Genomic DNA, 22,102 nt, shown 5'->3' on the forward strand with positions numbered 1-22,102 from the left:
GATTGAAGGAGAGCTTCCGCAGCTACATTCTGGGGAATATCGCTAAGGGAAGCTGGGAGACGAAGGGTGAGGTTAAGGAATCTGATCCTGCCAACAAGAAGTCCAAGGACTTCCAATTCCAATTCCAGGTAGACCCAAGTGTATCTAGCATTGAGGTCGATTCCGAGGGCAACGTAACCAAGGCAGAGATCGGCACCAAGCCGTCCGATGTCGTTTTCGAAGGCCATCATGGCGCGTTGTACTCGAACTTCAAGTCCCCTTACATCACAGCCGAGGGAGCTAGTATTCAGGGCGGCGCCAGCTATGAGGGATACTACGTGCCTGGCAAGCACATGACTCAATATACGCCTGAGGACCGTATCGAAAAGAACAAAGTTTCCGGCAGGGACGTGTTCTCGAAGGGCAACGGAGACTGGAAGGTCAACGGGGATACTGTCACGCTGGATGCAAGCAGCATGACCTACGTTCCTAAGCCAGGAACGGATGGGGACAAGAACATTGTGGAGGGCGTAGACGTCCTATTCATGGGCATTTACTCGGCGGACTACAAGCCAGAGCTGGATGACATCAATGTTTCTCTGACCACCGAGAAGAAATGTGAATCGCCAGGGGAGCCGAATGATGAAGGTGGTTCCGGCCCGGACAACCCGGATAACCCGGACAACCCGGATAACCCGGATAACCCGGACAACCCGGATAACCCGAGCAACCCGGATAACCCGAGCAACCCGGACGACCAGGGGCAAGGCCAAGGTTCGCTGGGCAAGTTTGGAAAGGTGTGGAACTACATTCTTGGCACGGTCGGAATCCTAGGCATGTTGGCGATCATTGGCCACGCGATCAACGTGTCTGGCGCTCTCGATGGCATTCACAAGAAGATTGATGAATTCCTACGCCACCACAACTTGCGCTAATAACGAGTTCCCTTTTCTCGTTCAGCGACAAATTCCAGATTCCACGCGGATCTTGAAACTCTTTCGAAAGGAATAACGTGATGGCTTCGACCTCCACACTTTCAAACACAAGCTTTAACACAGCCGAGCCGATCTCTCAGGCACTGCGCAATGCCACTGCGGAGGCGCACGGGCGCGCAGAAGGATCCGAGTTCATGAGCACCCTTTTCAAAGGCGAGCTTGACGCTCAAGCGGTGTATGCGCTTTCGGGACAACTCTGGTTTGTCTACAGCGCTCTAGAGAACGCTGTAGAAAGAGTCTCCGGCACTCCCATCGGGTCGGTTATTGCCGATCCGCGCCTGCAACGTTGCGCTGCGTTGGAACACGATCTGACGTATTGCCTCGGCTCCGATTGGCGCGAACAACTTGAACTACTGCCCGCCACCCGGCGGTATGTAGATCGCCTCGACTCTTTCGGAGAACAAGACGTTGTACGAGTGATCGCTCATCACTATGTCCGCTACCTCGGGGATATTTCCGGCGGTCAGGTTATCGCTGCGCGTGTAGCAGACCTCTACAATGTCGCTCCTGAGGCATTGAAGTTCTATGACTTCTCCGCTATTGGCAAGATCCCTCCGTACCGAACCAGCTACCGTCAGCGCCTCGATAGCCTGCCACTCACAGCACAGCAGCGTTCCGAATTGATTGAGGAAGCCATCGATGCTTTTGGTATGAATTTTTCCCTGTTCACAGATCTTTACGGAGTCTGCGCGTGAATCCACCTTTCTTGTCCAAGTCCACTTCCCGCCACTTCGTTGCCAGCGCCTTGGCCGGTTCCGTCGCGTTAAGCGGCATGGCGGTTCCTGTAGCACAGGCAGAGGAAGTGTCCGCCCCAGTGTTAGGAGCCGGTGCTTTTGCCTGGCCGATCAAAACCTCTTTCCTTAAGCATGTGCAGGGGCCGATCGCCAGGGGAACCGTCATCGGCGATGGAGGCGCGGAGTTTAAGGGAAACCAGTTTGTGTTCCCAGTAAATACCCAAGAAACAAAGCTGGACCCGCAGGGGAATGGCACGATTGCCCTGGACGGCAGCGCACATGTGACCGCATACAAAGGTCTTGGTAAGAACGGCGGGCCAGCTTTGGATGTCTCTTACTTCGACTTGAAGTTGAATGTCACAGGTCAGGCGGTATCGCTTATTGGGGACTACTCCCTTTCCGGTAACACGGCGAACGATCCTACACAGCTAGACAAGCGCGGCGACGATGAAGTAATCGTGACCTTCACCCTGGAAGCCCCGATTGATCCGGGTAAGGATCTCGTTGCCCAGAACCGTCCCACAACGGCCGGTATCGGATTGCAGAGATCTCTACTCCGCTACAACGAGGGCGAGCAGCTGGAGGGCGCGGACGTTGACCTGCTGCTGGACTATGACGATGGCAAGCAGATAGAAGATGTAACCCCGCAGGAACTGCAGGGAAGTGCAAGCGGATTCTCCGGTTCTTCTAGCGGCAGTTCCAAAAACTCGTCCCTTGGCATCGCGGCCGGTGTGATCGCCGCCATTGTGGCAGTGATTGGGGTAGGGGCACTGGCCTTCGGGCCCGTGGATTGGCAAGGAGTTTTGAAGAACTTCGGCATCACTGCCTAGAAGGAAAGCATCGTACCACCCCATCTGCGAAGAACTATTGCTCGTTTCAGCTGCTGCCGGCAAGATTGGTAATGGAAGCAACAAATTCACAGCAGGTGGGGTGCTTTGCTGTCCACGTTCTCGTGAGCCTGGTTCCAGTTTTGCGTGCCGGGAAGTAACATACACAAACGCACGTAGTCGACCAGGTAAGAGGGGCAATCACAGTGGCGGGCAACACCCAGCGCAGCGGAGGCGTGCGCAAGAAGAACAAAAAGGGCGCAACTAAGGGCTCCGGTGGCCAGGGGCGCCGCAGCCTGCGGGGCAAGGGGGCCACGCCGAAGGCGGAGGATCGCGTCTACCACGCCGCATACAAGCGCAAGCAGGCCGCCAAGCGCCGGGCATCCGGCGCGCACGACCGCTTCGCGAAGGACGACAACCAGGTGGAGCTGGTGGTCGGCCGCAATCCGGTGATCGAGTGCCTGCACGCCAAGGTTCCCGCCACCGCGCTGTACGTCGCGGAGGGCACCAAGAACGACGAGCGCCTGGCCGAAGCCGTCCACACCTGTGCCGATCGTGGTATTTCCGTGCTGGAGGTTTCCCGCGCAGAGCTGGACCGCATGACCGGCAACGGCATGCACCAGGGCATTGGCCTGCAGATCCCGCCCTACCAGTACACGCAGGTAGAGGACCTGATCGAGCGGGCCGCCTCTGCGCCTCAGCCCGGCTTGGTCGTTGCGCTGGATAACATCACCGACCCGCGTAACCTCGGTGCAGTCATCCGCTCCGTCGCTGCGTTCGGCGGCCACGGCGTGATCATCCCGGAGCGCCGCAGCGCCTCCGTCACCGCCGTTGCTTGGCGCACCTCCGCGGGCACGGCCGCGCGCCTGCCGGTAGCGAAGGCCACCAACATGGTGCGTTCCCTGAAGCAGTTCCAGCAGGCCGGCTACCAGGTCGTAGGCCTGGACGCAGGCGGCGACCACACCCTCGATACCTACGACGGCACCACCCCGACCGTCATCGTCGTCGGCTCGGAGGGCAAGGGCCTGTCCCGCCTGGTTTCGGAGACGTGCGACACGATCATGTCGATCCCCATGGCCAAGTGGGTGGAATCTCTCAATGCGTCGGTCGCTGCGGGCGTGGTGCTCAGCGAGTTTGCCCGCCAGCGCCGCGTTGCTAAGTGACGCCCCTTCGTCTCAGCCGTAGCCGGCTCCAGCGCTAGCCGAACATTTCCTCCTGCTTATCCCACTGAACCTGCGCCCAAGCCTCGCGTAGCTCGGGCTGTGGGTCGTAGATGGTTTCCTCGCCGGTGGGGAAGTGGGCGTCAAAAACCTGCGTGGCGAAGCCCAGCGAATAGGGATCGAAACCGGGGTCGTGAGAGTGCACGAACTGCCTCCACCGCGACTGCATAGCGACGGTGGTGGCGCGCATCTCGTCACGGCCACCGAGTAGCACGGCAATGCGCCCCTTGTCCTGGTCATAGCGCTGGAAGAGGATCGGCAGATCCAGGGCGTGCATCGCGCCCATGCCGGAATAGCGCAGGAACGGGGTAGTGGTATCCAGTCGGTAAACCCACGCCCGGTCGCTCGGGTGATTCTGCGCCAAGTACCAGGAGGGGCCGGTGAACAGCGCATCGCCGAAGAAACGCCCCTTGAGCTTGCGGGACTTCGGGCCACCGTAGTGCTGCTCCAGGATGTTGGCGGCCTGAGCATCGGCGCCGGAAATCGCGTGGGCGAACGTGCGCGTGCGCGTGTACTGCATGGAGCTACGCTTCGGCTCCAGGTGCATCATGTCGTACTCGTTGCGGTTCGTGCCGATCAGCATTGGCACATCCATCATCGCACCGGGGGAAAGGGGGTGCTCCGGCAGCAGGTCCTCGTCGATAACCGGAGCAAACGGGCCGGCCTTGGAGATCGGATTGTCCGCGTGGAAGCGCACGATCTCGTCCGAGAGGCGACCCAGAATTGCGTGCTCGGCGGTAAGCAGGTCTTCGGCGGCGGCTGCAAGCTCCTCGTCGCTGAGCTCCGGTGGGACCTGGCGAACCGGGGTGCGCTGGTCCATCGGCAGGGATTCTTCCGCGCGCATGCGGTGCAGCCAGCGGGCGGCGAAGTCCGTCCAATACCTCGCATTCGCGCGGGTGTGGACGATCATCGGGGCGGGGGATTGCGCGATGGCCGCGCTGAACAGACCCTTCGCGGACGGGGTGGCCATCAGTGCGGTGACCATGGAGCCACCACTGGATTCGCCCATGATGGTTACGCGGTCGGGATCGCCGCCGAAAGCGCGGGCGTTGTCGTGGATCCAACGCAGTGCCGTCAGCAGGTCGGAGTGGCCCGCGTTGCTATCCATGCCCTCCGGTGTATGCGTGCCTTCGCCCAGAGCCAGCTGGCCAAAGATGCCCACGCGGTAGTTCACGGCCACGTACACACAATCGATGGCCTGGGCGAAGTACTCGCCGGAAAGCAGGGGCTTGTTCGCCGAGCCGTGGATGTTCGACCCGCCGTGGAAGTAGACCACCACCGGGCGGCCGGCTTCCGGGTCGATGGCTGGGGTAGGTGAGTCCGCCGGGCGGGGAACGACCACGTTCAGCCAGAGGCAATCCTCCGTGCCCTCCCAGTTGCCGGCGGACTTGCGCGCCGGGCGGTATTGCGAGCACGCATCGCCGGAGGTGGCGGCGTTGAACACGCCCTCCCACGGCGCGATGGGTTCGGCCCGGCGGAAGCGGCGCTCCCCGGTGGGCTTTTCGGCGTAGGGGATTCCGCGGAAGGCGGTCACGCCGGTTTCCGCGTGGCCTTTGATCAGCCCGGTAGTGGTGCGGACGATCCAGGGGTTTGCGGGTTGTGAGTTCGCAGACGTCTCGGTAATCACAAGTGCTACCTTAACGAGCCGCGCTGACCTTGTCCCTCTTCCGGGGGCGGTGCTTATGTTTTATGCGGTTTACCCGCCTGGTTGCTCTAGGCGTGGTGTGCGTGGCCTGCGGCCTCGTTGCTGGTTTGCTTCGAGATCGACTCGCCAGCAGCCGAATACTCCCGCGCTCGCACCGCATCCGCCTGCACATTCCGGGAACGCATCCACGCGATCCCGCGGCAGATCAGGTAGATCACAAAGCTTAAGGTAGTCACGAACACCGAAACCGGCAGCCCCGGCGCCAGCGATGCCACCAGCCCGCCGACCGCCGACACCACGGAGAAAACGCCCGACAGCACCACTGCCAATACCGGGCTGCTGGTCACCTTCACCGCTGCTGCGCCGGGCGTGATCAGCAGCGCGATCAACAGCAGGGCGCCGACGATCTGCACGCCCTGGCTGGCCACCACACCGATCAGCGCGGCGAACACCAGCGCCAACGTGCGCACCTTCACACCCGAGGCTGCGGCCAGCACCGGATCCACCGTGGCGAACAGCAGCGGCCGCCATAGAAGTGCCATCGTCACCACTACCAGCACTGCCAGCACCGCCAGGATGCCCAGCGAGGCGGAGCTCACGCCCACAATCTGGCCCGTCAGCAGGCTAAACGCGGCGGACGACCTGCCTGGGTAGAGGTAAATAAACAGCACGGATAGGCCCATGCCGAAGCTCAAGATCACCGCCACGATGGCGTCCTGCTCCCTTTGCCCCAGCGCGGTCAGTGCCACGGCAGCAAGCACCGCGCCGATCAGCGCGCCCCAGCTCACGCTGAAGCCGAACAGCAGCGCGGCGGCGGCGCCCATCAGCGCCAGCTCGCCGGTGGAGTGCGCGGCGAAGCTCATCTTCCGCATCACGATCAGCGGAGCGATCGCGCCGGAGACAATGCCCAGTAGCAGCGCCGCCAGCAGCGCGTTCTGCACGAAGTCCACCGAAAGCAGTGCGAGGGTGTCCTCCCACCAGTCGCCGGTCTGAAATTGGCTACTCATACGACCACCAGCTTTCCGTCTACGTTCACTACCTTCACGTCCGTTTGGTACAGGCGGGAGAGCGTCTCGCTGTTCATTACCTCGTCCACCGTGCCGATCGTGTGGCCGTGCGGGGCGAGGTATAGCACCCGGTCGGTCACGTTAAGAATCGGATTGATGCCGTGGGTGACGAACACGATTGCCGTGTCGTGCTCCCGCCGCCTGCGATCCAGCAGTTCCACGGTCTTCTTCTGCGCGCGCAGGTCCAGGGAAAGCAGCGGCTCGTCGCACAGCAGCAGCTCCGGATCCTGCGCCATCGCCTGCGCCTGCCGGATCAGCTGTTGCTGCCCGCCGGATAGCTCGCCGACCCGCCGATTGGCCAGGCCGGTCGCGCCTACTTCTTCCAGCGCTGCGTCGATCTGGGCTTTCTTCGGTCGCCTATTCTTTATGACGCCCGCTGCGAGCGCGAGGCCAACCAGATCTCTCGCGCGTAGCGGAATGGTCGGGTCGAACATCCTCTGCTGGGGGATGTATCCCAGCTTGTCCGTCACCTTGACGCTGCCGCGACTGAGTCTGCGGGTGCCGAGGGCGACGTTCAGCAGGGTGGATTTTCCCACTCCGTTGGGCCCCAAGATAGCCAAAAACTCCCCTGGCGCGACCTCGAGGTTGAGGTCGCGCCAGAGGGGTTCGACTGCCGCTTCGCGGAGAGCGAGAACCATTACTTGGTTGCATCCTCCAATTGCTTGATCAGGGCATCGGCGTACTCGAAGTAATCCTGACCCTCATCGGGGGTTTCGTTGACGTTTACTACCTTAATGCCAGCTTCCTTGGCTGCGTCGGTCAGCTGTTCGGCAGCCGGGGTTTCCGACTGCTCGTTGGTGATGAGGATGTCGGCCTTCTTGTCCGTGATCAGCTGGCGGGTGGCCGCCAGATCTGCGGCGGAAGGCTCGGACTCGTTATTCACCGAGTGGGCAAAGCCCTCCGGGGTGATGTCCTTCAGCTCGGAATCGTCCACCAGCTCGGCGGCGACGGACTCGGTGAGGATGACGTTCTTGCCGCTCAGCTTCTCGATGCGCTGCTTCAGCTCGTCGGTCTTCTTAGTGACGTCCTCGTTGGATTCCGGGATGTCGGAGTTCAGCTTGTGCAGCTCGGCGGAAAGGTTCTGCTCGAACTCGGAGACGACGTCCAGGTCGAACCAGACGTGGGGGTTGGCTCCGCCGTGGTCGTGCCCCTCGTGATCGTGCTCGTCACCATGCTCATGGTCGTGCCCCTCGTGCTCATCGTGCTCGGCATCTTCGCCGTGCTCGTGGTCATGACCGTGGTCGTGCCCCTCCGCACCGTGCTCGTGTCCCTCGTCGCCGTGGTGGTGCGCCTCGGCCAGCGGCTGGGCCGTAACCAGCGGAGTGCCCTCCTCCACGTTGTCGGTCAGCCAGTTGTCGTAGCCCGCGCCGTTGGCGACCACGATGTCCGCGTCCTTAACCGCCGCGATGTCACGGGCAGTGGCCTCGTACTCGTGCGGGTCGTCGTCCTTGCTGCTGAGGATGGTGGTCACCTCGACGTCATCGTTTCCCTCGGTGATGTCTTCCGCGATGCTTCCCCAGATGGAGGTGGAGGCGACGAGCTTGATCTTGTCTCCGTCGGCGGCGGGGTCCTCGGAGCCGCCGGCGCAGGCGGTTACGCCCAACGCCAACGTTGCGATGCTAAACATTGCTGCGATATTGGCAACCATTTTCTTCATTCTTCCGAGATTAGTGGTCACGAAAACGATCGTCAATATGAATCAATATGAGGTTGAACCAACTACGGAACTCCACGGCAGTCGGGAGAAGGTGGCGTCAACCCCCAAGAAGGAAGGGCCGGCGACTACCCTTAAGAGAATGAACAGACCAGCACGGCGCGGCACCTTGGCCTCCATTGCGGCCGAACTGGGCGTTTCGCGCACCACGGTGTCCAATGCGTACAACCGCCCGGACCAACTTTCGCCCGAGCTGCGCGACAAGATCCTGCACGTCGCGGCGAAGGTCGGCTACCCCGGGCCGGACCCTATGGCACGCTCGCTGCGCACGCGCCGGGCGGGGGCGATAGGCGTGCTGCTGACCGAAGAGCTGCCCTATGCGTTCGAAGACCAGGCCTCGCTGGAATTCGTCTCCGGTGTGTCGGTGAGCTGCGGATCGATGGACGCCTCCATGCTGCTCATCCCGGCGGGTGTGGACGATAATCCCACCGCCGACCGCCCCGCACAGCTAGTGAACCAGGCCAGCGTGGACGGATTCATCGTCTACTCCGTGGCGGTCGACGACCCGTACCTGGCCGCCGTGCGCAACCGTGGGCTGCCGACCGTGGTGTGCGACCAGCCCGCCGGAGTAGGTGACCCCTTCGTGGGGATCGATGACCGCGAGGCCATCAAGCCTGCCATCCGCGAGCTCGTCGACGCAGGCCACCGCCACATTGGCGTGCTGTGCATCCGCCTGGACCGCACCCCCAACAACGGCCCGGTGAGCAACGAACGCATCCAAGGTGCCCACATGCACGTACAGCGCTCGCGTCTGCTGGGAATCCTCGACGTGCTGGAGGAAGCCGGGATCTCGCGGACCCCCATCGTCGAGCGGCACATCAACAATCCCCAGACCGCCTTCGAAGCCGCCCAGGAGCTGTTGACCAACCATCCCGAGCTCACCGCCGTCGCCTGCACCACCGATTCGCAGGCCCTTGGGGTGGTGCGTTACGCAGCCGAGCAGGGGATCGGCGTACCGCACCAGCTCTCTGTTACGGGTTTCGACGGTATTCCCGAAGCTATTGACGCCCACATCACAACCGTCCGCCAACCCAGCAAAGACAAGGGGCTGGAGAGCGGCAATATGCTTGCCGAGCTCATCGAACAGAGGTTGAGTGAAAACCCGGCCAAACCCGCCCGCCGGGCAGCGGCGCCGAGCGTGCTGCTGGAGACTGAGCTAATCCGCGGAACGTCCGTCGCGGCGCCGCAGTAGATCCTGCAGGAAGTCTCGGACATCCTCCGGGGTGTCCAAGCGGTGCGTGGCGGAGGTCTCCCCGCCGCCGACGCGGATTCCGACGTCCGGGGCGGGCGCGGTGGCCGGCGGGGTGCCCGGTGAGGTGGCAGGGGAGTAGCGCAGCGTGGAGAGCACCGTCTCGTCCGTCGTGTCATCCCCCGCGAACAGCACCCGCAGCTCCCGGCCGTGCTGACGTGCGTAGGCGCGGCGGAAACCCTCGATATAGGAGCCCTTGGTGGTCTTGTCCACCGCGACCTCCAGAATGTCCTTACCCCACGTCACCTGGGAAAGCTCGCTGGTGGCAGCGAAGTCCGCCAGGCGCTGATTCAGCTGCGCTGCCAGTTCCTTATCCGACACCAGGCGGGTGTGCAGTCCCACCGCCAGGGGTTTGACCTCCACCCACGCGCCTTCGTGCTCAGCGGCGATGCCCTCCGCGTGGGAACGCAGATCGCCCAGCCAGGCTTGCTGCTCCGGGCTCAAATTCGCCGTGCCACCGTCGGCGGGTTCTGCGCCGTGGCTGCCGACCAAGCGCACAGGCCCGTGCGCGGGCAGCATCGTCGCATGCGCAAGCTGCTCCAAGTTGCGCCCGGAAATCACCATCGCCACCGTGTTCGGCAGTTCCGCCAGACCCTTCAGAGCCTCCATCGCGCCGGGGACGGCGTGCACGCCCGTGGGCTCGTCCGAAAAGTGAGCCAGGGTGCCGTCGAAATCCATCGCTACCAGCAAGTCTGGAGAGGCGGCCAGGCCGGAGAGGTCGGCGTCAGAAAGAAAGGGCAGTAACGAACCATCCATTCGCCTAGTCCTCCCGCGGACCGCTAATGAACTCAACCGCCGGGACGGACTGCCAATCTTGCTTGTCCTCCGGCGCGGGCTGCTGCAGCTTCAGCGTGTTATCGGAAGGGCGGGTGTAGGTGAGATCCTGGTCGTTGAGGACGGACTTCAGGCGATCGGCAGTGTCCTCGTCGCCCGGCAGGCACTGGGCGCCGTCGATGTGGGAGGAGGAGAAGTTGGTGATGTGTATGGACTCGTCCTTCCACTCCACGTTTCCGGTCAAGTGGACACAGCCGCTGACGCCGTTCAGCGATTCCCTGCCGAAGATCAAGTAACTGCGGCCCTGCTGAGCTTCCGGCAGTAGGCCGCCGCGCACCTCCGAATCGTAGATCGCCGAAACCTGCCACTGGGAGTTGCCCAGCGGCGCTCCCGAATCGGAGCAAGCCGAAAGACCAGCCACGGTTGCAGCGCTTAAACCAAGAGCGAGGAAAGTAGCGGCACGGCGCATCATTCAACCTCCCGTAGCTGCTGCAAGAACGCATCGGCCCAACGGTTGACGTCGTGATCCTGCAGGTGCTCCCACATCTGGCGCATGCGGCGAATCTTATTCGCGGGCTCGTCCTCGATGGCCAGCTGCAGCGCGTCGGCGATCGAGTCGACGTCGTGCGGATTGCACAGGTACGCCTGCACCAGCTGGGTCGCCGCGCCCGCGAACTCCGAGAGCACCAGCGCGCCGGAACCGTCCGAGTGGCAGGCCACGTACTCCTTGGCCACCAGGTTCATGCCATCCTTCAGCGGGGTGATCAGCATGACGTCCGCCGCGGTGTACAGTGCCACGATCTGTTCGAACGGCAGGCCGGAGTGCATGTAGTGGATTAGCGAACGCCCCAGGCTGCCGTGGTTGCCGTTGATGCGGGAAACGATGGCCTCCACCTGCTGGCGGGTGCGCCGATAATCATCCAGGCGCTCGCGCGACGGGGTGGCGACCTGCACCATAGCCACGTCTTCCGGGGCCAGGCGGCCGGAGTCCAAGAGGAACTCGATGGCCTCTAGCCGGTGCTGGATGCCCTTGGTGTAGTCCAGCCGATCCACGCCCGCGATCAGTACCTTCGGGTTGCCCAGCCGGGCTCGCAGGTCGCTGGCCTGGGCCAGAACATCCGGCTGATTGGCCTGCGCGTTTACCTTCGCGGAGTCGATGGAAATGGGGAACACGCCCACCTTGACTTGGCGGCCAGATTCCAGCGTGACGGTGCCGACCATCTGCGCTTCCTCCGGTAGGCGGGCGCCGCGCAGGAAGTTCGCGGACTCGGAATCGTCCACGATCTGCACCGAATAATCCATGGCTCGCAGCGCCACCATGAAATTCCGCGCGGAATCCTGGGTGTGAAAGCCCACCACGTCCGCGCCCAGCGTGCCGTTCAGCACCTGGCGGCGCCACGGCAGCTGGCGGAAAAGCTCTGGAGCGGGGAAGGGGATGTGCAGGAAGAAGCCTATGCAGACATCGTCGCGTAGTTCGCGCAGCTGCCCGGGAACCAGGTGTAGCTGGTAATCCTGCACCCAGACGGTTGCATTCTGCGCGGCCGTATCCGCCGCTGCCTGGGCAAAGCGCTGATTAACCTGCTGGTAGCGCTCCCACCAGCGCTTATCGTAGGTGGGGTGCACGATCAGGTCGTGGTACAGAGGCCACAGAGTGGCATTGGAAAAACCCTCGTAGAACTGCGCGAAATCCTGTGCGTCCAGGTTCACTGGAACCATCTGGATGCCGGCATCCTCCGGCGCGGGCATATCCTCGGCCGCGACCTCGTCCGTCGCCCCCGGCCAGCCGATCCACGCGCCCCGGTTGGATTCGAGCACCGGCTTCAGCGCAGTAACCAGCCCACCCGGGGAGGGAATCCACGTGACCTCCCCGGTGGAGCCATCCACGTTGCGGTCGACGGGAAGGCGATTGGCAACAACCAGAAAATCGGACTGCATGTGTATCACCCGTGTCGGTGCAGTTAGGCGGTTTATTCGCTACGTGCTACTCGCTAGCCTTGGTAGCTTTCTTCGCCGTCTTCTTAGTGGTTTTCTTGGTGGTCTTCTTCGTAGACTTCTTAGCGGCCTTCTTGGTCGTCTTCTTCGCGCCCTTTTTGGTGGTCTTCTTCGTCGACTTCTTGGCAGTTTTCTTTGCGGACTTCTTGGTGGTCTTGCGGGTGGACTTCTTGGCCTCCTGCTCCGCCTCCTCGAGCTCGGCAACTACGCGGCGGTGGATCAGCCCTTCCGGCTCCACGCCTAGCATGCACATCAGCGTTGCAGCGTCGAGGAAGTCCTCGGAGAAGGTCGCGACGATGCGCTGCGCTGCCTGTGCGGTTTCCGCTTCTACCGCGTGCAGGGATTCATTGTTGGCGGAACGGTTGTCGGTGACCTTCGGAGGCACGAGCCTGACCCCATTTCTACAAAGTCGACGTACGGAACTTAAAGTCTCAACTTTAAATATTTTACGCGATTTAGTGTTCGCTCGTGCCCGCCGGGTGGTCTTCGGTCTGTTCTTCGCCCTCTGCCGCGCGCATCTCGCTATCCAGCTGCCACGTACTCTTCGACGCGCTCCTGCGGCGCCTACGCCAGTGCAAAGGCTGGCGCACCCGTCCGTCGGCGCCCATCCGGGGCTCGTTCTGGTTTGTTCGTCGAGGATCCACGCGGGGGCGCCGCAACTGCTGGTAGCGGTGCAGAATGCGGGGGCGGCGAATGCGGCGGGCGATCCACTCGCCCAGCACCACACCCGCAGCCAGCGCGGTCGCGGTTGTCAGCGCGAGGCCCAGGTTGGACATACCGACTACGAACTGGTCGTTAAGGACGGAGCTCATGCCCCGGTACAGTGCCAGGCCGGGCAGGAACGGGGTGATACCCGCGGCCGCAGTGATCTGCGGGGGAATCATGTAACGACGGGAAAGCAGACCACCGGCCAGGCCGACGACCAGGGCGGCCATAGCGTTGCCGAAGGTGCCGGGCCAGTTGAGTACGTTCGTCACGCTGAACAGGGCCAGCGAGGCGATCAAAGCCGTCAGGCTGGCAACCACCGTGGCGCGCCGCTCGCAGAAGCAGGCGCTGCAGAAGAATGCCGTGGCCACAGCGCCAGAGATGATCTGAATGGTCACCGAACCCAGCACGCCCGAGGTGTGGGTGGTGTCCAGCGGGGGCAGGGTAATACCCATGACGGCCATTGTTTGAATACCGGCAGCAATGCCGGTAATGATGCCGCCGGTCTGCAGAACCGTCTCATAGAAACGAGCAGCGGAGGTGACCGGGGCGCCCGTTATGCCATCCTGCAGCGCCTGAACCAGCGTCAACCCCGCGAGCAGGGCGACAATGGAAGAACCAATAATCAACGAGGGCGGCAGATAGAAATCGATCCGATCCGCAATCGAATACGTCACCGCCGCCGGGATCACCGCCGCGAATCCGCCGAGGACGTTCTGGAAGAACAGCGGCAGGGACTTCGAGGCCAGCCAGGCGTTGGCGAACATGGTGAAGATCGTGGTGATGCCAGCAACAATCGCCACGGCCCAACCACCGCCGAGAAGCAGGGCGACGGCAGCGGCGAACCCGCCCCAGCTGGCCAGCGCATAGCGGTTGCGGTAGGGCAGCAGGGAAGTTTCAATGTCGAAGAGGATCTTCTGCGCCATCTCCAGCGGGGTGGCGCCCGCGACGATTGAACGGATGAGGCGGTCGACCTCAGTAATGCGGGAGAAGTCCGTCGACAGCTGCCGCACCACGCGGAACATGTTCGTCGGCGGGGTGTTTTCGTTGAAGCGCGAGTAGACGTAGATCGTGTTCAACGTGATGTCGACGTGCGTATTGTTCAGGCCGTACGCGCTCATAATGCTTCGGATCTGCGCCTTCGCATCCGAGTTGCTGGTGCCCGCGGTGAGGAGCTGGTCGCCGATGCGGCTGGCCAGGTCCATTACTGCGTGGATCTTCACGGGATCGGAAAGATCCACCGGCGCCAAAGGGGATGGCGGCGGCGCTAAGCGGATAGCATCGATCGTTGCCCTGTTGCCGGAAAATAGCAGGTCAGAGCTCTTCCTCAATGCCCTCGACATGAAACTAGACACTCCCACACCGTACATCGGGGTTAGGGAGATTTCACAAGAGCCTGTTCCCCCAGGTGGGATGGGGTGCTGCGGGGAAGTTTTACTGTTCGCAGGTGCGGCTTGCTAGGCTTGGAAAGTCCATCGCCTGCGGGTGAGCTCCCGGCCGTCGCCGGTTGCTAAAACTCGCTTTTAAGGGTGGATCAGTGCTGGAGTGGCGCAATCGGTAGCGCAACGGTCTTGTAAACCGTAGGTTGCGAGTTCAAGTCTCGTCTCCAGCTCACCTCGCGCCCAGGGAGTTCGCCCGCCTTTCGTGGCTGCCGAACCCCTGGTGCTAGAGTATTCGACAGCACGCTAGAGGTTGCGTTGATGCATCCGTGTGCTGGAACTGCCGGCGTAGTTTAGTGGTAGAACATCAGCTTCCCAAGCTGAGAGTGCGAGTTCGATTCTCGTCGCCGGCTCAAATTCCAAAGGTATGCTTTTGACATGCCGAAACCCACACGCTCACCACAAAAAATCGCTGATCTGCTTACTCCTAAGGAATCTCAGGTACTGATCCGTTCGCTCCGAGCCGCACTGGTATCTGGCGCGGAAAGCTACGACGGACTTGTAGGTTCTCTGGTTAACTTCCCGGTTTTCTTGGCTGTTCCTAAAGACTGGAAACAGCGCCTAGCAGAGCTACCAACTCACCATGAAAACTACCTTGACTTGTCCAAGGACTTTTTGGACGAGGTTGTCCAGACGTTGACAGCTGAAATAGAAGCCTGGGCAGGAAAAGTCACCGATTTCGATCGCCTGCAATGCTCCATTTTGGAAATGCGCACCAAAGGTGTGGACATCTGGGTTTTCGATGACTGGGGATCGATAGACAGTGATGACGAAAAGGTTGGTGAGGCGCTCATCCCCTTTGAGATCGCGGAAGATTTTGATTTGCAGGAAGTAGAGATCCAGTTCTACGTCCGGTCGTTCTCGGGTCAAGTGACCGCGGCGACGCAGATCATCGTCGATAAGCTGGAAAGCTACGGCTTGAATCCACAGTGGGATGAGGATGCTACGGGGCCTGTGAGGGGGCCAATTTCAGTTCGAATGATGTGGCAGCCACACAGCATCCTCAAGGAGGGTTGGGATGAACTCTACGAAACCCCGGAAGAATATCTAGCCAGCCTTGCTTTACCGGCGAACCAAAAGCCGTCCGACGGCGACGTCGATTAACTCCCTGAACCTGCGTTACTCGAACGTGTACAGCATCACGTGCGCGTGTTCGGCCTCGTCCACGCCCTTTTCGACGTATCCGACCTTCTCGTAGACGTGTTTCGCGCGGTCGTTGCCGAAAACGACGCACAGGCTTACGCCTGGCTTGCCGTCGGCCTTCGCCTGGTCCAGCACCGCCTGCATCAGTTTCGTGCCTAGTCCCTTGCCCGTGTTGCCGGGCGCCATGGCGATCGCCACTTCCGGGTATTCGGCGGATACGTAGCCGTAGCCGTGGTTTTCTTCCGTAGAGTCGAGTAGCCATGCTGCGCCGATGGGCTCACCGTTTTCTTCGACGATGACGCCACCTTGTCCCTCGGTCCAGCCATCCACGTAGAACACGGTGTCCTCGTCGAAGGTCTCCGAGTACTCCCTGTTCGGATCACCCCAGGTATCCGTCTCAGCGTTCATTTTGTGGATGAATGGGCGGTCGGCTTCGACCGCGCGACGGAAGGTGAACAGTTCAGGGTTTTCTTTGTAAGAAGTCATAGGAGTAAGCGTAGCGAAAGCAACCCCCAGGGCGAAGCTGCTCCGGTGTGGCGCTTGCCCTGGGGGTTGGGGTGAACCGGCTGGTGAACCCTAGTGCTGTTGAATCCTAGTAGATGTAGATCCGGTCGCCGACCTTCAGCGCGTTGAAGAAGTTCGCTGCGTGCGGGGAAGCCAGGTGGATGCAGCCGTGGGACATCACGTTCGGGTCGCCCTGGTGGAAGGCGTGGCCGTTGTTGGTGAAGTACACGGAGTAGGGCATCGGGGCGTTGCCGTAGGTGCGGGAGTAGTCGTCCTTCACCTTGCGGGTGATCACGTGCCAGCCCTTCGGGGTCTCGTAGCCGCGCTTGCCGCTGGAGATCTTCACCGGGCCATAGCTGGTCTTGCCGCCGCGCTGCAGCCAAGCCGTCTGGTTGCGCAGGTTAACGCAGCCGCGGGCCTGAGCCGGGCACTGGGTGTTGCGCGGAGCGGGACGGTGCTTCGGAGCCGGGCGCGGGGCGGGCTTGTTGGCGCGCTCGCGGGCAGCCAGGGCACCTGGGGCGAAGAAGTTAGCGGCATCGTCGGCTGCACGGTTGATCTGGCCGCGTGCGGGCTCTGGCAGACCACGGGTGCTGTTGTGGACGTTATCGCGGGCGCCCAGAACGAAGTTGTTGATGTCCTGCTGGGAGGAGCCCAGAGGAGCGGCGGATGCGGCACCGGTGCCCAGGGAGGCAGCCATCATGGTTGCGACACCGGCAGCGGCGAGACGGCGGCGGAGAGAGCGAGAGTTGGATTTCGTCATGGGCACAGCTTAATGGGTTGCGCCGGGAGTATGTGCACTGAATCACGAGTTAATTCCTAGATTCTTTCCAGAACCGCTATTTATTCGAGGGCAATGAAGTTGGCGCGGTAGTTGGCGCGTGGAAGGCAGGAAGAGCGTTCCGAGAGTATTCCGCGTTGGTATGTCGTGGTGGGAAGCCGCTGAAGGGTTCACAGCAAACATCCAGCTATCATGCAGATAGACGCTAATTCTCTGCAGCACAATGAGGTGCATGACAATGCCTAACACCCAGCCGGTGAAGGTCCTCGTCGTCGACGACGAGGACAATATTTCTGACCTTCTTAAGGTAAGCCTGAAATTTCAGGGGTTTGATGTGGAAACGGCCGACAACGGCCAAGACGCACTGGCGCTAGCGGAAACTTACCAGCCGGACGCCTTCATCCTGGACGTCATGATGCCCGGCATGGATGGCTTCACCCTGCTCAACAAGCTCCGTGCCGCAGGCCACGATGCCCCGGCGCTCTTCCTCACTGCAAAGGATGGTGTGGAGGACCGAATCCACGGCCTGACCATCGGCGCCGACGACTATGTGACTAAGCCGTTCAGCCTGGAAGAGGTCATTACCCGACTGCGCGTGATCCTGCGCCGTGTGTCCTCCGAGGAAGAGCAGGAATCCAGCCTGATCACCTACGAAGACATCACTTTGGATGACGACATGCACGAGGTCACGAAGGCTGGCGAGGTCGTCGACCTATCGCCCACAGAGTTCAAGCTGCTGCGCTACCTGCTGGTCAACGCCGAGGTTGTGCTGAGCAAGGCGAAGATCCTGGACCACGTGTGGAACTACGATTTCGGCGGCGACGGCAACGTCGTTGAGTCCTATGTTTCCTACCTGCGCCGCAAGATCGACAAGGAAGAGCCACACCTCATCCAGACCGTCCGCGGTGTGGGCTATGTCCTGCGTAAGCCCCGCACCTAAAACCAATTCCTATGTCCAACGCTGAAAACACCGGCGCGCCTGAGTCTGCTGTGCCTGCTGAAGCCGCTGTGTCTGAGGCGCCTGCTGTAGGCTCTGCCGTCCCCGTCCGCTCCGGCCATCCTGGGCATTTTCTGTCTCACTATCCGCTGCGTATCTCCCTGGTGGTGGTTATCGCGGTGCTGGTCGCCATGGGGCTAACAGTTTCCGGTGTTTCCGTGACGACCACCCTGCAGCGCTTCCTCATTCAAAGGGTTGATGAGCAGCTGGATCAGGCGACAAACGGTTGGGCTCACCGGTCCGGCCTCGCCGACGGAAATTCCGAGGATCAGAGCGCGCCGAGCGGGAGCGGGAGCGACAGCACCGCTCTGGGGCTGGAAGGCTTCGGTGTACTGAACCTCCAGCAGCCGCCGAATCCCGTCACCGGTGTTACCCGCCCACCCAGCGACTTCTACATTCTGGTGGTCGACGACCAGGTCTCCTATGAGTACTTCAACTCCCCGTTGAAGGCTCGCCCCGAGATCCGCGGTCTGGGGCAGCCCACCATGCCCGTGACCGTCGGTTCGCGCGAGGACTCCGGTACGCACATCAGCTGGCGCGCCACCAGTTTCCGCAATGACGACGGCACCATCACCATCGTCGCCCTGCCTCTGGCCGAAGAAGAGCACATTATTTCCCGCCTCGTGCTGTTGCAGGCAGTCATCGGCCTGACGGTCGTCGCGTTCGTCATCCTGGCATCGATGTATCTGGTGCGCCGCGCTTTGCGTCCACTGAACGAGGTGGAACTGACGGCGTCAAAAATTTCGAACGGCGACCTCGGGCAGCGCGTGCCGAACTGGCGGCCCAACACAGAGGTCGGGCGGCTTTCGCAGGCGCTCAACAAGATGCTCGCGCAGATCCAAACGGCGTTCGTCGCCATCGGCGCTTCGGAAAGACAGGCGCGCCGTTCCGAGGCATCGATGCGCCGTTTCATCGGGGATGCTTCGCACGAGCTGCGCACGCCGTTGACGTCGGTGCGCGGCTACGCGGAGCTGTACCAATCGGGTGCTACTGATGACGCCTCCATGGTCATCGACCGTATTTCTGAAGAGGCTGACCGCATGAGTCTGCTGGTCGAAGACCTCCTAGCGCTGGTCCGCATGGACGAGGGGCGACCGCTGGCGAAGAACCGCGTGGACATGCTGGAACTGGTGCTGGAAACCGCGGAGTCGGCCCGCGCGGGATTCCCGAACCGTATTGTGCAGGTCGTCAATGAAACCGGGGATGTGCCGATCGTCATCGGTGACGTGAACCGCCTGCACCAGGTGCTGGGCAACCTGGTGACCAATGCGTTGCGGCACGCGGGCGAAGATGCCGAGGTGAAGCTGCACCTGGATAAGCACGACGGCAACGTGATCGTGGACGTGGAGGACAACGGCCAGGGCATCCCGGCTGAAGACGTGCCACACCTATTTGAAAGGTTCTACCGCCCGGATGTTTCGCGCTCCCGCGCTTCTGGTGGCTCGGGGCTGGGGCTGTCGATCGTCAAGGGGCTGGTGGAGGTCCACGGCGGCACGGTCTCCGTGGACAGCGAGGAAGGCAAGGGAACGCGCTTCCGGATCCAGTTGCCTGAAGCGCCCGAGGTGGAATAGCATCCCGCGGGGCATGCGGGGGTGCTTAGGCCTCCGTATCGCCTTCCTCCAAGCCGTCGAGGAGCGCCAAGTGGACGATGTCCTGCACGTCCGGGTTCGTGGGCAGCTCCTCGTGCTTGCACTTGGATACGCCCAGATCCTGGAGGAAGTAATTCGTGATGATGGCCTCACCCGTGTCGTTTGAATGGCCGTCCTCGAGCTGGAAGGTGGTGTGGTCACTGGGGATGGTGGGCTGCCGGTCACCCAAGAAGGCATTTTCGTGAGGCACCACGGTGGCATCGTTGCGGGTGGCGTAGCAGGTGTAGCGAATGTGGTTGCGGGTTTCGGGTGAGGCCGCCAGGGTTTCCATCAGTGGCGAACCGATGACCTGCTGCATGCCCGCCGCGCCGAAGACCCGGCGAATGGTGGCGGCCGCCACGCGCTGGCTCATGTCCGTGGTAAACATGCCGCCCAACATGCCCATGAGCGTGGTGCCCTGGTGCGGAGCGCCGAGAGTGATGAGGTGGTGGACGTAATCCTCGCCGCCGAGCTCGTTAATCCAATAGCGGGCCAGCAGCCCACCCTGGGAATGCCCCACGATGTCCACCGCCTCCGCGCCCGTGGCGGCCAGCACCTGCTCGATGTAGGCACCGATGTCCTGGGCGGAGGTTGGAATATCCTGCGTTCCGTGCACGCCATAGTCTGGGCTGAACACCACAAAGTCGTCGTCCCGCAGGCGCAGAACCAGGTTCTGCCACACGTTTTTCGAGCTGATCGTCCCGTGGATCAGGATTACCGGGTACGGGCGGTCGATGGTGGGACGTGCCTGCCAGAGGTCGTCCGCGTAACCGGGGGAGACTTGGCGGGCGCCCAGTGGTGGGTCGGGGATGGCACCGCGGAGCTGCGGTAGCTGCGGGCGGGTCATGCGCCCCGGGATGTCCCAGAGGAAGCGACCGGTGATGGAAATACTGCTGGCCATGCCGCTGCCTAGGCGGCTAAGCCAACTGCGGATATCAGGGTCGGGGCCGATGACGTCGCCCGCGTTGGCGGGGTCGTAATCATCGTCCGACGAGCCACTGCGATGGTTGCCGTAGCCGTCGTAGCTATCGAAGCTATCGGGATTCTCGAAGTTCTCTGCCACGGCTGCACTCGCCGGGGGATCGACCTCGGCTAGTTCCTCTAGTTCGAGTTCTGGGTCGAGCACGTCGTCAGCGTTGTGAGTGCTTTCGGTGTTGTTGTCGTCGTTGTCGTTTTCCACTGGTTATCCACCGCAATGACAATGTAACGAAAGGACAATGAAACGAAAGAAAAAGGATTCTTTAAGCGGAAGGGATCTTCGCCTCGTCGACACCCTGAGCCTGCAGCGCTTGGCGGATCTTGGCTGCCGACTCATCCATTTTCTCCGGATCCGTCTCGTCCATCCGCATCACGTTCTGCAGGCTATAGCCGGACATGTCGGAAGCCGGGAAAATGTGGATGTGGGCGTGTGGCACCTCGAATCCAGCGATTAGGTAGCCGGCACGGGGGGCGTCAAAAGCCTCGACGATAGCCTTGCCCACCAGCTGCGCGACCTCGTTACAGTGAGCCCACGTTGCTGTATCCATATCGGTCCAGCGATCGACCTCCTCGATCGGCACGACCAGCGTGTGGCCGTAAGCCGCGGGTTCGATGGTCAAAAACGCCGCCGCGGTTTCGTCGCGGTAGACGATGCGACCGGGGATCTCGCCGTTCAGGATTTTCGTGAATACCGTAGCCATGCTGCCGATGTTAGCGCGTTAAACGTATCTGGTGGCGGGGGTTGGCTTCGCTAGACTGGGGAACCATGCGCATTCTTGTTATCGGCAGCGGTGCCCGCGAGCACGCACTGGCTTATTCTCTGTCCTTGGATCCCTCCGTCGAACAGGTCCACGTCAGCCCGGGTAACGCCGGGATGACGGCCGTGGCCACCCTGCACCCGGACGGCGATCCGGTGGCCCTGGCCCGCGAGACCGAGGCAGACCTGGTTGTTATCGGCCCCGAGATCCCGCTGGTCGCCGGGGTTGCCGACGAGCTGCGCGCGGCGGGCTTCGCCGTATTCGGCCCGTCGGCCGCCGCCGCACAGATCGAGGGCTCGAAGGCCTTTGCGAAGGACATCATGGCCAAGGCGCAGGTCCGTACCGCCGATGCCGTTGCTGTCCCTGTCGGATCTAGCGATTCTTTTATTGACGCCACCCTCGACAAATTCGGCCCAACTTACGTTGTCAAGGACGATGGACTGGCCGGCGGCAAGGGGGTCGTGGTCACGGCCGACCGCGCGGAGGCTTTGGAGCACATCCATGCCGTGCACGCAGGCGGCAACCCGGTGCTTCTGGAAAGCTTCCTGGATGGCCCCGAGGTTTCCCTGTTCTGCCTGGTGGATGGCGAGACCGTGGTGCCGCTGCTGCCCGCGCAGGATTTCAAGCGAGTGGGGGACAACGACGAAGGCCCGAATACCGGCGGCATGGGCGCCTACACCCCGCTGCCGTGGCTGCCGGAAGACGGCGTGCAGCGCATTGTGACCGAGGTCGTGGAGCCGGTGGCCAAGCAGATGGTCGCCGAGGGCGTGCCCTTCAACGGCCTGCTGTACGCAGGTCTGGCGTGGGGTAGTGAAGGCCCGGCTGTGGTGGAGTTCAACTGCCGCTTCGGCGACCCGGAGACTCAGCCCGTGCTGCGCCTGCTCAAGACCCCGCTGGGTGGGGTGCTGAACGCAGTGGCGACCGGCACCCTGGACCAGCTTCCGCCGCTTGAGTGGGAGGACGGCTACGCGCTGAC

22 protein-coding genes and 2 tRNA genes are annotated in these 22,102 nt (G+C 62.1%); 11 read left to right on the plus strand and 13 right to left on the minus strand.

Translation table 11 applies throughout. From position 1 onward, the window contains the following. From Q0331_RS10470 to rlmB, 4 genes are all read left to right on the plus strand, one after another. Positions 1-914: HtaA domain-containing protein (locus Q0331_RS10470; RefSeq protein WP_298076285.1), on the plus strand; the 914-nt coding region annotated here is incomplete at its 5' end. An 80-nt stretch (positions 915-994) separates the two neighbouring features. After that, positions 995-1,669 carry a heme oxygenase (biliverdin-producing) gene (locus tag Q0331_RS10475; protein WP_298076286.1) on the plus strand — a complete coding sequence of 225 codons (675 nt, stop codon included), beginning with the start codon at positions 995-997 and terminating at the stop codon, positions 1,667-1,669. Next, positions 1,666-2,538: an HtaA domain-containing protein gene (locus Q0331_RS10480; protein ID WP_298076287.1), complete on the plus strand. Its 873-nt coding sequence runs from the start codon at positions 1,666-1,668 to the stop codon at positions 2,536-2,538. The genes Q0331_RS10475 and Q0331_RS10480 overlap by 4 nt, the downstream gene beginning before the upstream one ends. Positions 2,539-2,741: 203 nt before the next feature. Beyond that, the gene (rlmB, locus tag Q0331_RS10485; RefSeq protein WP_298076288.1) at positions 2,742-3,698 is read left to right on the plus strand and encodes a 23S rRNA (guanosine(2251)-2'-O)-methyltransferase RlmB; all 957 of its coding nucleotides are present in this window, start codon (positions 2,742-2,744) and stop codon (positions 3,696-3,698) included. Between the two features lie 34 nt (positions 3,699-3,732). Here the strand turns inward: rlmB and Q0331_RS10490 are convergent, their stop codons facing one another. The 4 genes from Q0331_RS10490 to Q0331_RS10505 form a co-directional block, all read right to left on the minus strand. Next, positions 3,733-5,382, minus strand: a complete 1,650-nt coding sequence (locus Q0331_RS10490; protein WP_287862260.1) for a carboxylesterase/lipase family protein — start codon at positions 5,380-5,382, stop codon at positions 3,733-3,735. 86 nt (positions 5,383-5,468) lie between these two features. Beyond that, positions 5,469-6,407 (minus strand): metal ABC transporter permease, encoded by a 939-nt coding sequence (locus Q0331_RS10495; protein WP_298076289.1) that lies wholly within the window; start codon positions 6,405-6,407, stop codon positions 5,469-5,471. Continuing rightward, positions 6,404-7,105: a metal ABC transporter ATP-binding protein gene (locus Q0331_RS10500; RefSeq protein WP_070487275.1), complete on the minus strand. Its 702-nt coding sequence runs from the start codon at positions 7,103-7,105 to the stop codon at positions 6,404-6,406. The genes Q0331_RS10495 and Q0331_RS10500 overlap by 4 nt, the downstream gene beginning before the upstream one ends. Further along, entirely contained in the window at positions 7,105-8,115 is a 1,011-nt protein-coding gene (locus tag Q0331_RS10505; protein ID WP_298076290.1) for a metal ABC transporter solute-binding protein, Zn/Mn family, read from the minus strand. The genes Q0331_RS10500 and Q0331_RS10505 overlap by 1 nt, the downstream gene beginning before the upstream one ends. 148 nt (positions 8,116-8,263) lie before the next feature. Between Q0331_RS10505 and Q0331_RS10510 the strand changes: the two genes are divergently transcribed. Beyond that, on the plus strand, positions 8,264-9,373 hold the full coding sequence (locus Q0331_RS10510) for a LacI family DNA-binding transcriptional regulator (protein WP_298076291.1): 1,110 nt from the start codon (positions 8,264-8,266) through the stop codon (positions 9,371-9,373). Here Q0331_RS10510 and otsB read toward each other — a convergent pair. The 5 genes from otsB to Q0331_RS10535 all read right to left on the minus strand — a co-directional run bounded on the left by otsB (position 9,338) and on the right by Q0331_RS10535 (position 14,244). Further along, entirely contained in the window at positions 9,338-10,186 is an 849-nt protein-coding gene (gene otsB, locus Q0331_RS10515) for a trehalose-phosphatase (protein ID WP_298076292.1), read from the minus strand. The two genes, Q0331_RS10510 and otsB, sit on opposite strands and share 36 nt — an antisense overlap. A gap of 4 nt (positions 10,187-10,190) precedes the next feature. Beyond that, entirely contained in the window at positions 10,191-10,676 is a 486-nt protein-coding gene (locus tag Q0331_RS10520; protein ID WP_298076293.1) for an META domain-containing protein, read from the minus strand. Next, positions 10,673-12,139 (minus strand): trehalose-6-phosphate synthase, encoded by a 1,467-nt coding sequence (locus Q0331_RS10525; RefSeq protein WP_298076294.1) that lies wholly within the window; start codon positions 12,137-12,139, stop codon positions 10,673-10,675. Before Q0331_RS10525 ends, Q0331_RS10520 begins: the two co-directional genes overlap by 4 nt. A gap of 46 nt (positions 12,140-12,185) precedes the next feature. Continuing rightward, entirely contained in the window at positions 12,186-12,581 is a 396-nt protein-coding gene (locus Q0331_RS10530; protein WP_298076295.1) for a hypothetical protein, read from the minus strand. A gap of 70 nt (positions 12,582-12,651) precedes the next feature. After that, positions 12,652-14,244, minus strand: coding sequence for a threonine/serine exporter ThrE (locus Q0331_RS10535; RefSeq protein WP_298076296.1), 1,593 nt, complete (start codon positions 14,242-14,244; stop codon positions 12,652-12,654). Between the two features lie 196 nt (positions 14,245-14,440). On the opposite strand from Q0331_RS10535, the gene Q0331_RS10540 reads away from it, so the two are divergent. The 3 genes from Q0331_RS10540 (at position 14,441) to Q0331_RS10550 (ending at position 15,444) form a co-directional block, all read left to right on the plus strand. Then, a tRNA-Thr gene (locus tag Q0331_RS10540) sits at positions 14,441-14,513 on the plus strand. A gap of 109 nt (positions 14,514-14,622) precedes the next feature. Beyond that, positions 14,623-14,693 (plus strand) — tRNA-Gly (locus Q0331_RS10545). A 25-nt stretch (positions 14,694-14,718) separates the two neighbouring features. Next, positions 14,719-15,444 carry a hypothetical protein gene (locus Q0331_RS10550; protein ID WP_298076297.1) on the plus strand — a complete coding sequence of 242 codons (726 nt, stop codon included), beginning with the start codon at positions 14,719-14,721 and terminating at the stop codon, positions 15,442-15,444. A 15-nt stretch (positions 15,445-15,459) separates the two neighbouring features. Here the strand turns inward: Q0331_RS10550 and Q0331_RS10555 are convergent, their stop codons facing one another. Together Q0331_RS10555 and Q0331_RS10560 are read right to left on the minus strand one after the other, a co-directional pair. Next, positions 15,460-15,969 (minus strand): GNAT family N-acetyltransferase, encoded by a 510-nt coding sequence (locus Q0331_RS10555; protein ID WP_298076298.1) that lies wholly within the window; start codon positions 15,967-15,969, stop codon positions 15,460-15,462. Between the two features lie 106 nt (positions 15,970-16,075). After that, a complete protein-coding gene (locus tag Q0331_RS10560) occupies positions 16,076-16,747 on the minus strand; it encodes a L,D-transpeptidase (protein WP_298076299.1) in 672 nt (223 codons plus the stop codon). Between the two features lie 256 nt (positions 16,748-17,003). Here Q0331_RS10560 and Q0331_RS10565 point away from each other — a divergent pair, with 256 nt between their 5' ends. Next, complete coding sequence (locus Q0331_RS10565) at positions 17,004-17,705, plus strand: response regulator transcription factor (protein WP_298076300.1); 702 nt, start codon at positions 17,004-17,006, stop codon at positions 17,703-17,705. Between the two features lie 11 nt (positions 17,706-17,716). Continuing rightward, a complete protein-coding gene (locus tag Q0331_RS10570) occupies positions 17,717-19,333 on the plus strand; it encodes a cell wall metabolism sensor histidine kinase WalK (protein ID WP_298076301.1) in 1,617 nt (538 codons plus the stop codon). A 25-nt stretch (positions 19,334-19,358) separates the two neighbouring features. On the opposite strand, the gene Q0331_RS10575 is transcribed toward Q0331_RS10570, so the two are convergent. Both Q0331_RS10575 and Q0331_RS10580 read right to left on the minus strand, forming a co-directional pair. Beyond that, positions 19,359-20,570, minus strand: coding sequence for a triacylglycerol lipase (locus tag Q0331_RS10575; RefSeq protein ID WP_298076302.1), 1,212 nt, complete (start codon positions 20,568-20,570; stop codon positions 19,359-19,361). A gap of 61 nt (positions 20,571-20,631) precedes the next feature. Beyond that, positions 20,632-21,069 (minus strand): HIT family protein, encoded by a 438-nt coding sequence (locus Q0331_RS10580; protein ID WP_296108943.1) that lies wholly within the window; start codon positions 21,067-21,069, stop codon positions 20,632-20,634. Positions 21,070-21,134: 65 nt separating this feature from the next. On the opposite strand from Q0331_RS10580, the gene purD reads away from it, so the two are divergent. Then, a partial coding sequence (purD, locus tag Q0331_RS10585; RefSeq protein WP_298076303.1) for a phosphoribosylamine--glycine ligase occupies positions 21,135-22,102 on the plus strand: 968 nt, incomplete at its 3' end.

The organism is uncultured Corynebacterium sp., from assembly GCF_937999985.1.
Lineage (GTDB): Bacteria > Actinomycetota > Actinomycetes > Mycobacteriales > Mycobacteriaceae > Corynebacterium.

Coding starts and splice junctions, on each gene's coding strand:
- Q0331_RS10475 (WP_298076286.1), top strand. CDS start 995: ATGGCTTCGACCTCCACACTTTCAAACACAAGCTTTAACACAGCCGAG.
- Q0331_RS10495 (WP_298076289.1), bottom strand. CDS start 6,407: ATGAGTAGCCAATTTCAGACCGGCGACTGGTGGGAGGACACCCTCGCA.
- Q0331_RS10500 (WP_070487275.1), bottom strand. CDS start 7,105: ATGGTTCTCGCTCTCCGCGAAGCGGCAGTCGAACCCCTCTGGCGCGAC.
- Q0331_RS10505 (WP_298076290.1), bottom strand. CDS start 8,115: ATGGTTGCCAATATCGCAGCAATGTTTAGCATCGCAACGTTGGCGTTG.
- Q0331_RS10510 (WP_298076291.1), top strand. CDS start 8,264: ATGAACAGACCAGCACGGCGCGGCACCTTGGCCTCCATTGCGGCCGAA.
- otsB (WP_298076292.1), bottom strand. CDS start 10,186: ATGGATGGTTCGTTACTGCCCTTTCTTTCTGACGCCGACCTCTCCGGC.
- Q0331_RS10520 (WP_298076293.1), bottom strand. CDS start 10,676: ATGATGCGCCGTGCCGCTACTTTCCTCGCTCTTGGTTTAAGCGCTGCA.
- Q0331_RS10525 (WP_298076294.1), bottom strand. CDS start 12,139: ATGCAGTCCGATTTTCTGGTTGTTGCCAATCGCCTTCCCGTCGACCGC.
- Q0331_RS10535 (WP_298076296.1), bottom strand. CDS start 14,244: ATGTCGAGGGCATTGAGGAAGAGCTCTGACCTGCTATTTTCCGGCAAC.
- Q0331_RS10550 (WP_298076297.1), top strand. CDS start 14,719: ATGCCGAAACCCACACGCTCACCACAAAAAATCGCTGATCTGCTTACT.
- Q0331_RS10555 (WP_298076298.1), bottom strand. CDS start 15,969: ATGACTTCTTACAAAGAAAACCCTGAACTGTTCACCTTCCGTCGCGCG.
- Q0331_RS10560 (WP_298076299.1), bottom strand. CDS start 16,747: ATGACGAAATCCAACTCTCGCTCTCTCCGCCGCCGTCTCGCCGCTGCC.
- Q0331_RS10565 (WP_298076300.1), top strand. CDS start 17,004: ATGCCTAACACCCAGCCGGTGAAGGTCCTCGTCGTCGACGACGAGGAC.
- Q0331_RS10570 (WP_298076301.1), top strand. CDS start 17,717: ATGTCCAACGCTGAAAACACCGGCGCGCCTGAGTCTGCTGTGCCTGCT.
- Q0331_RS10580 (WP_296108943.1), bottom strand. CDS start 21,069: ATGGCTACGGTATTCACGAAAATCCTGAACGGCGAGATCCCCGGTCGC.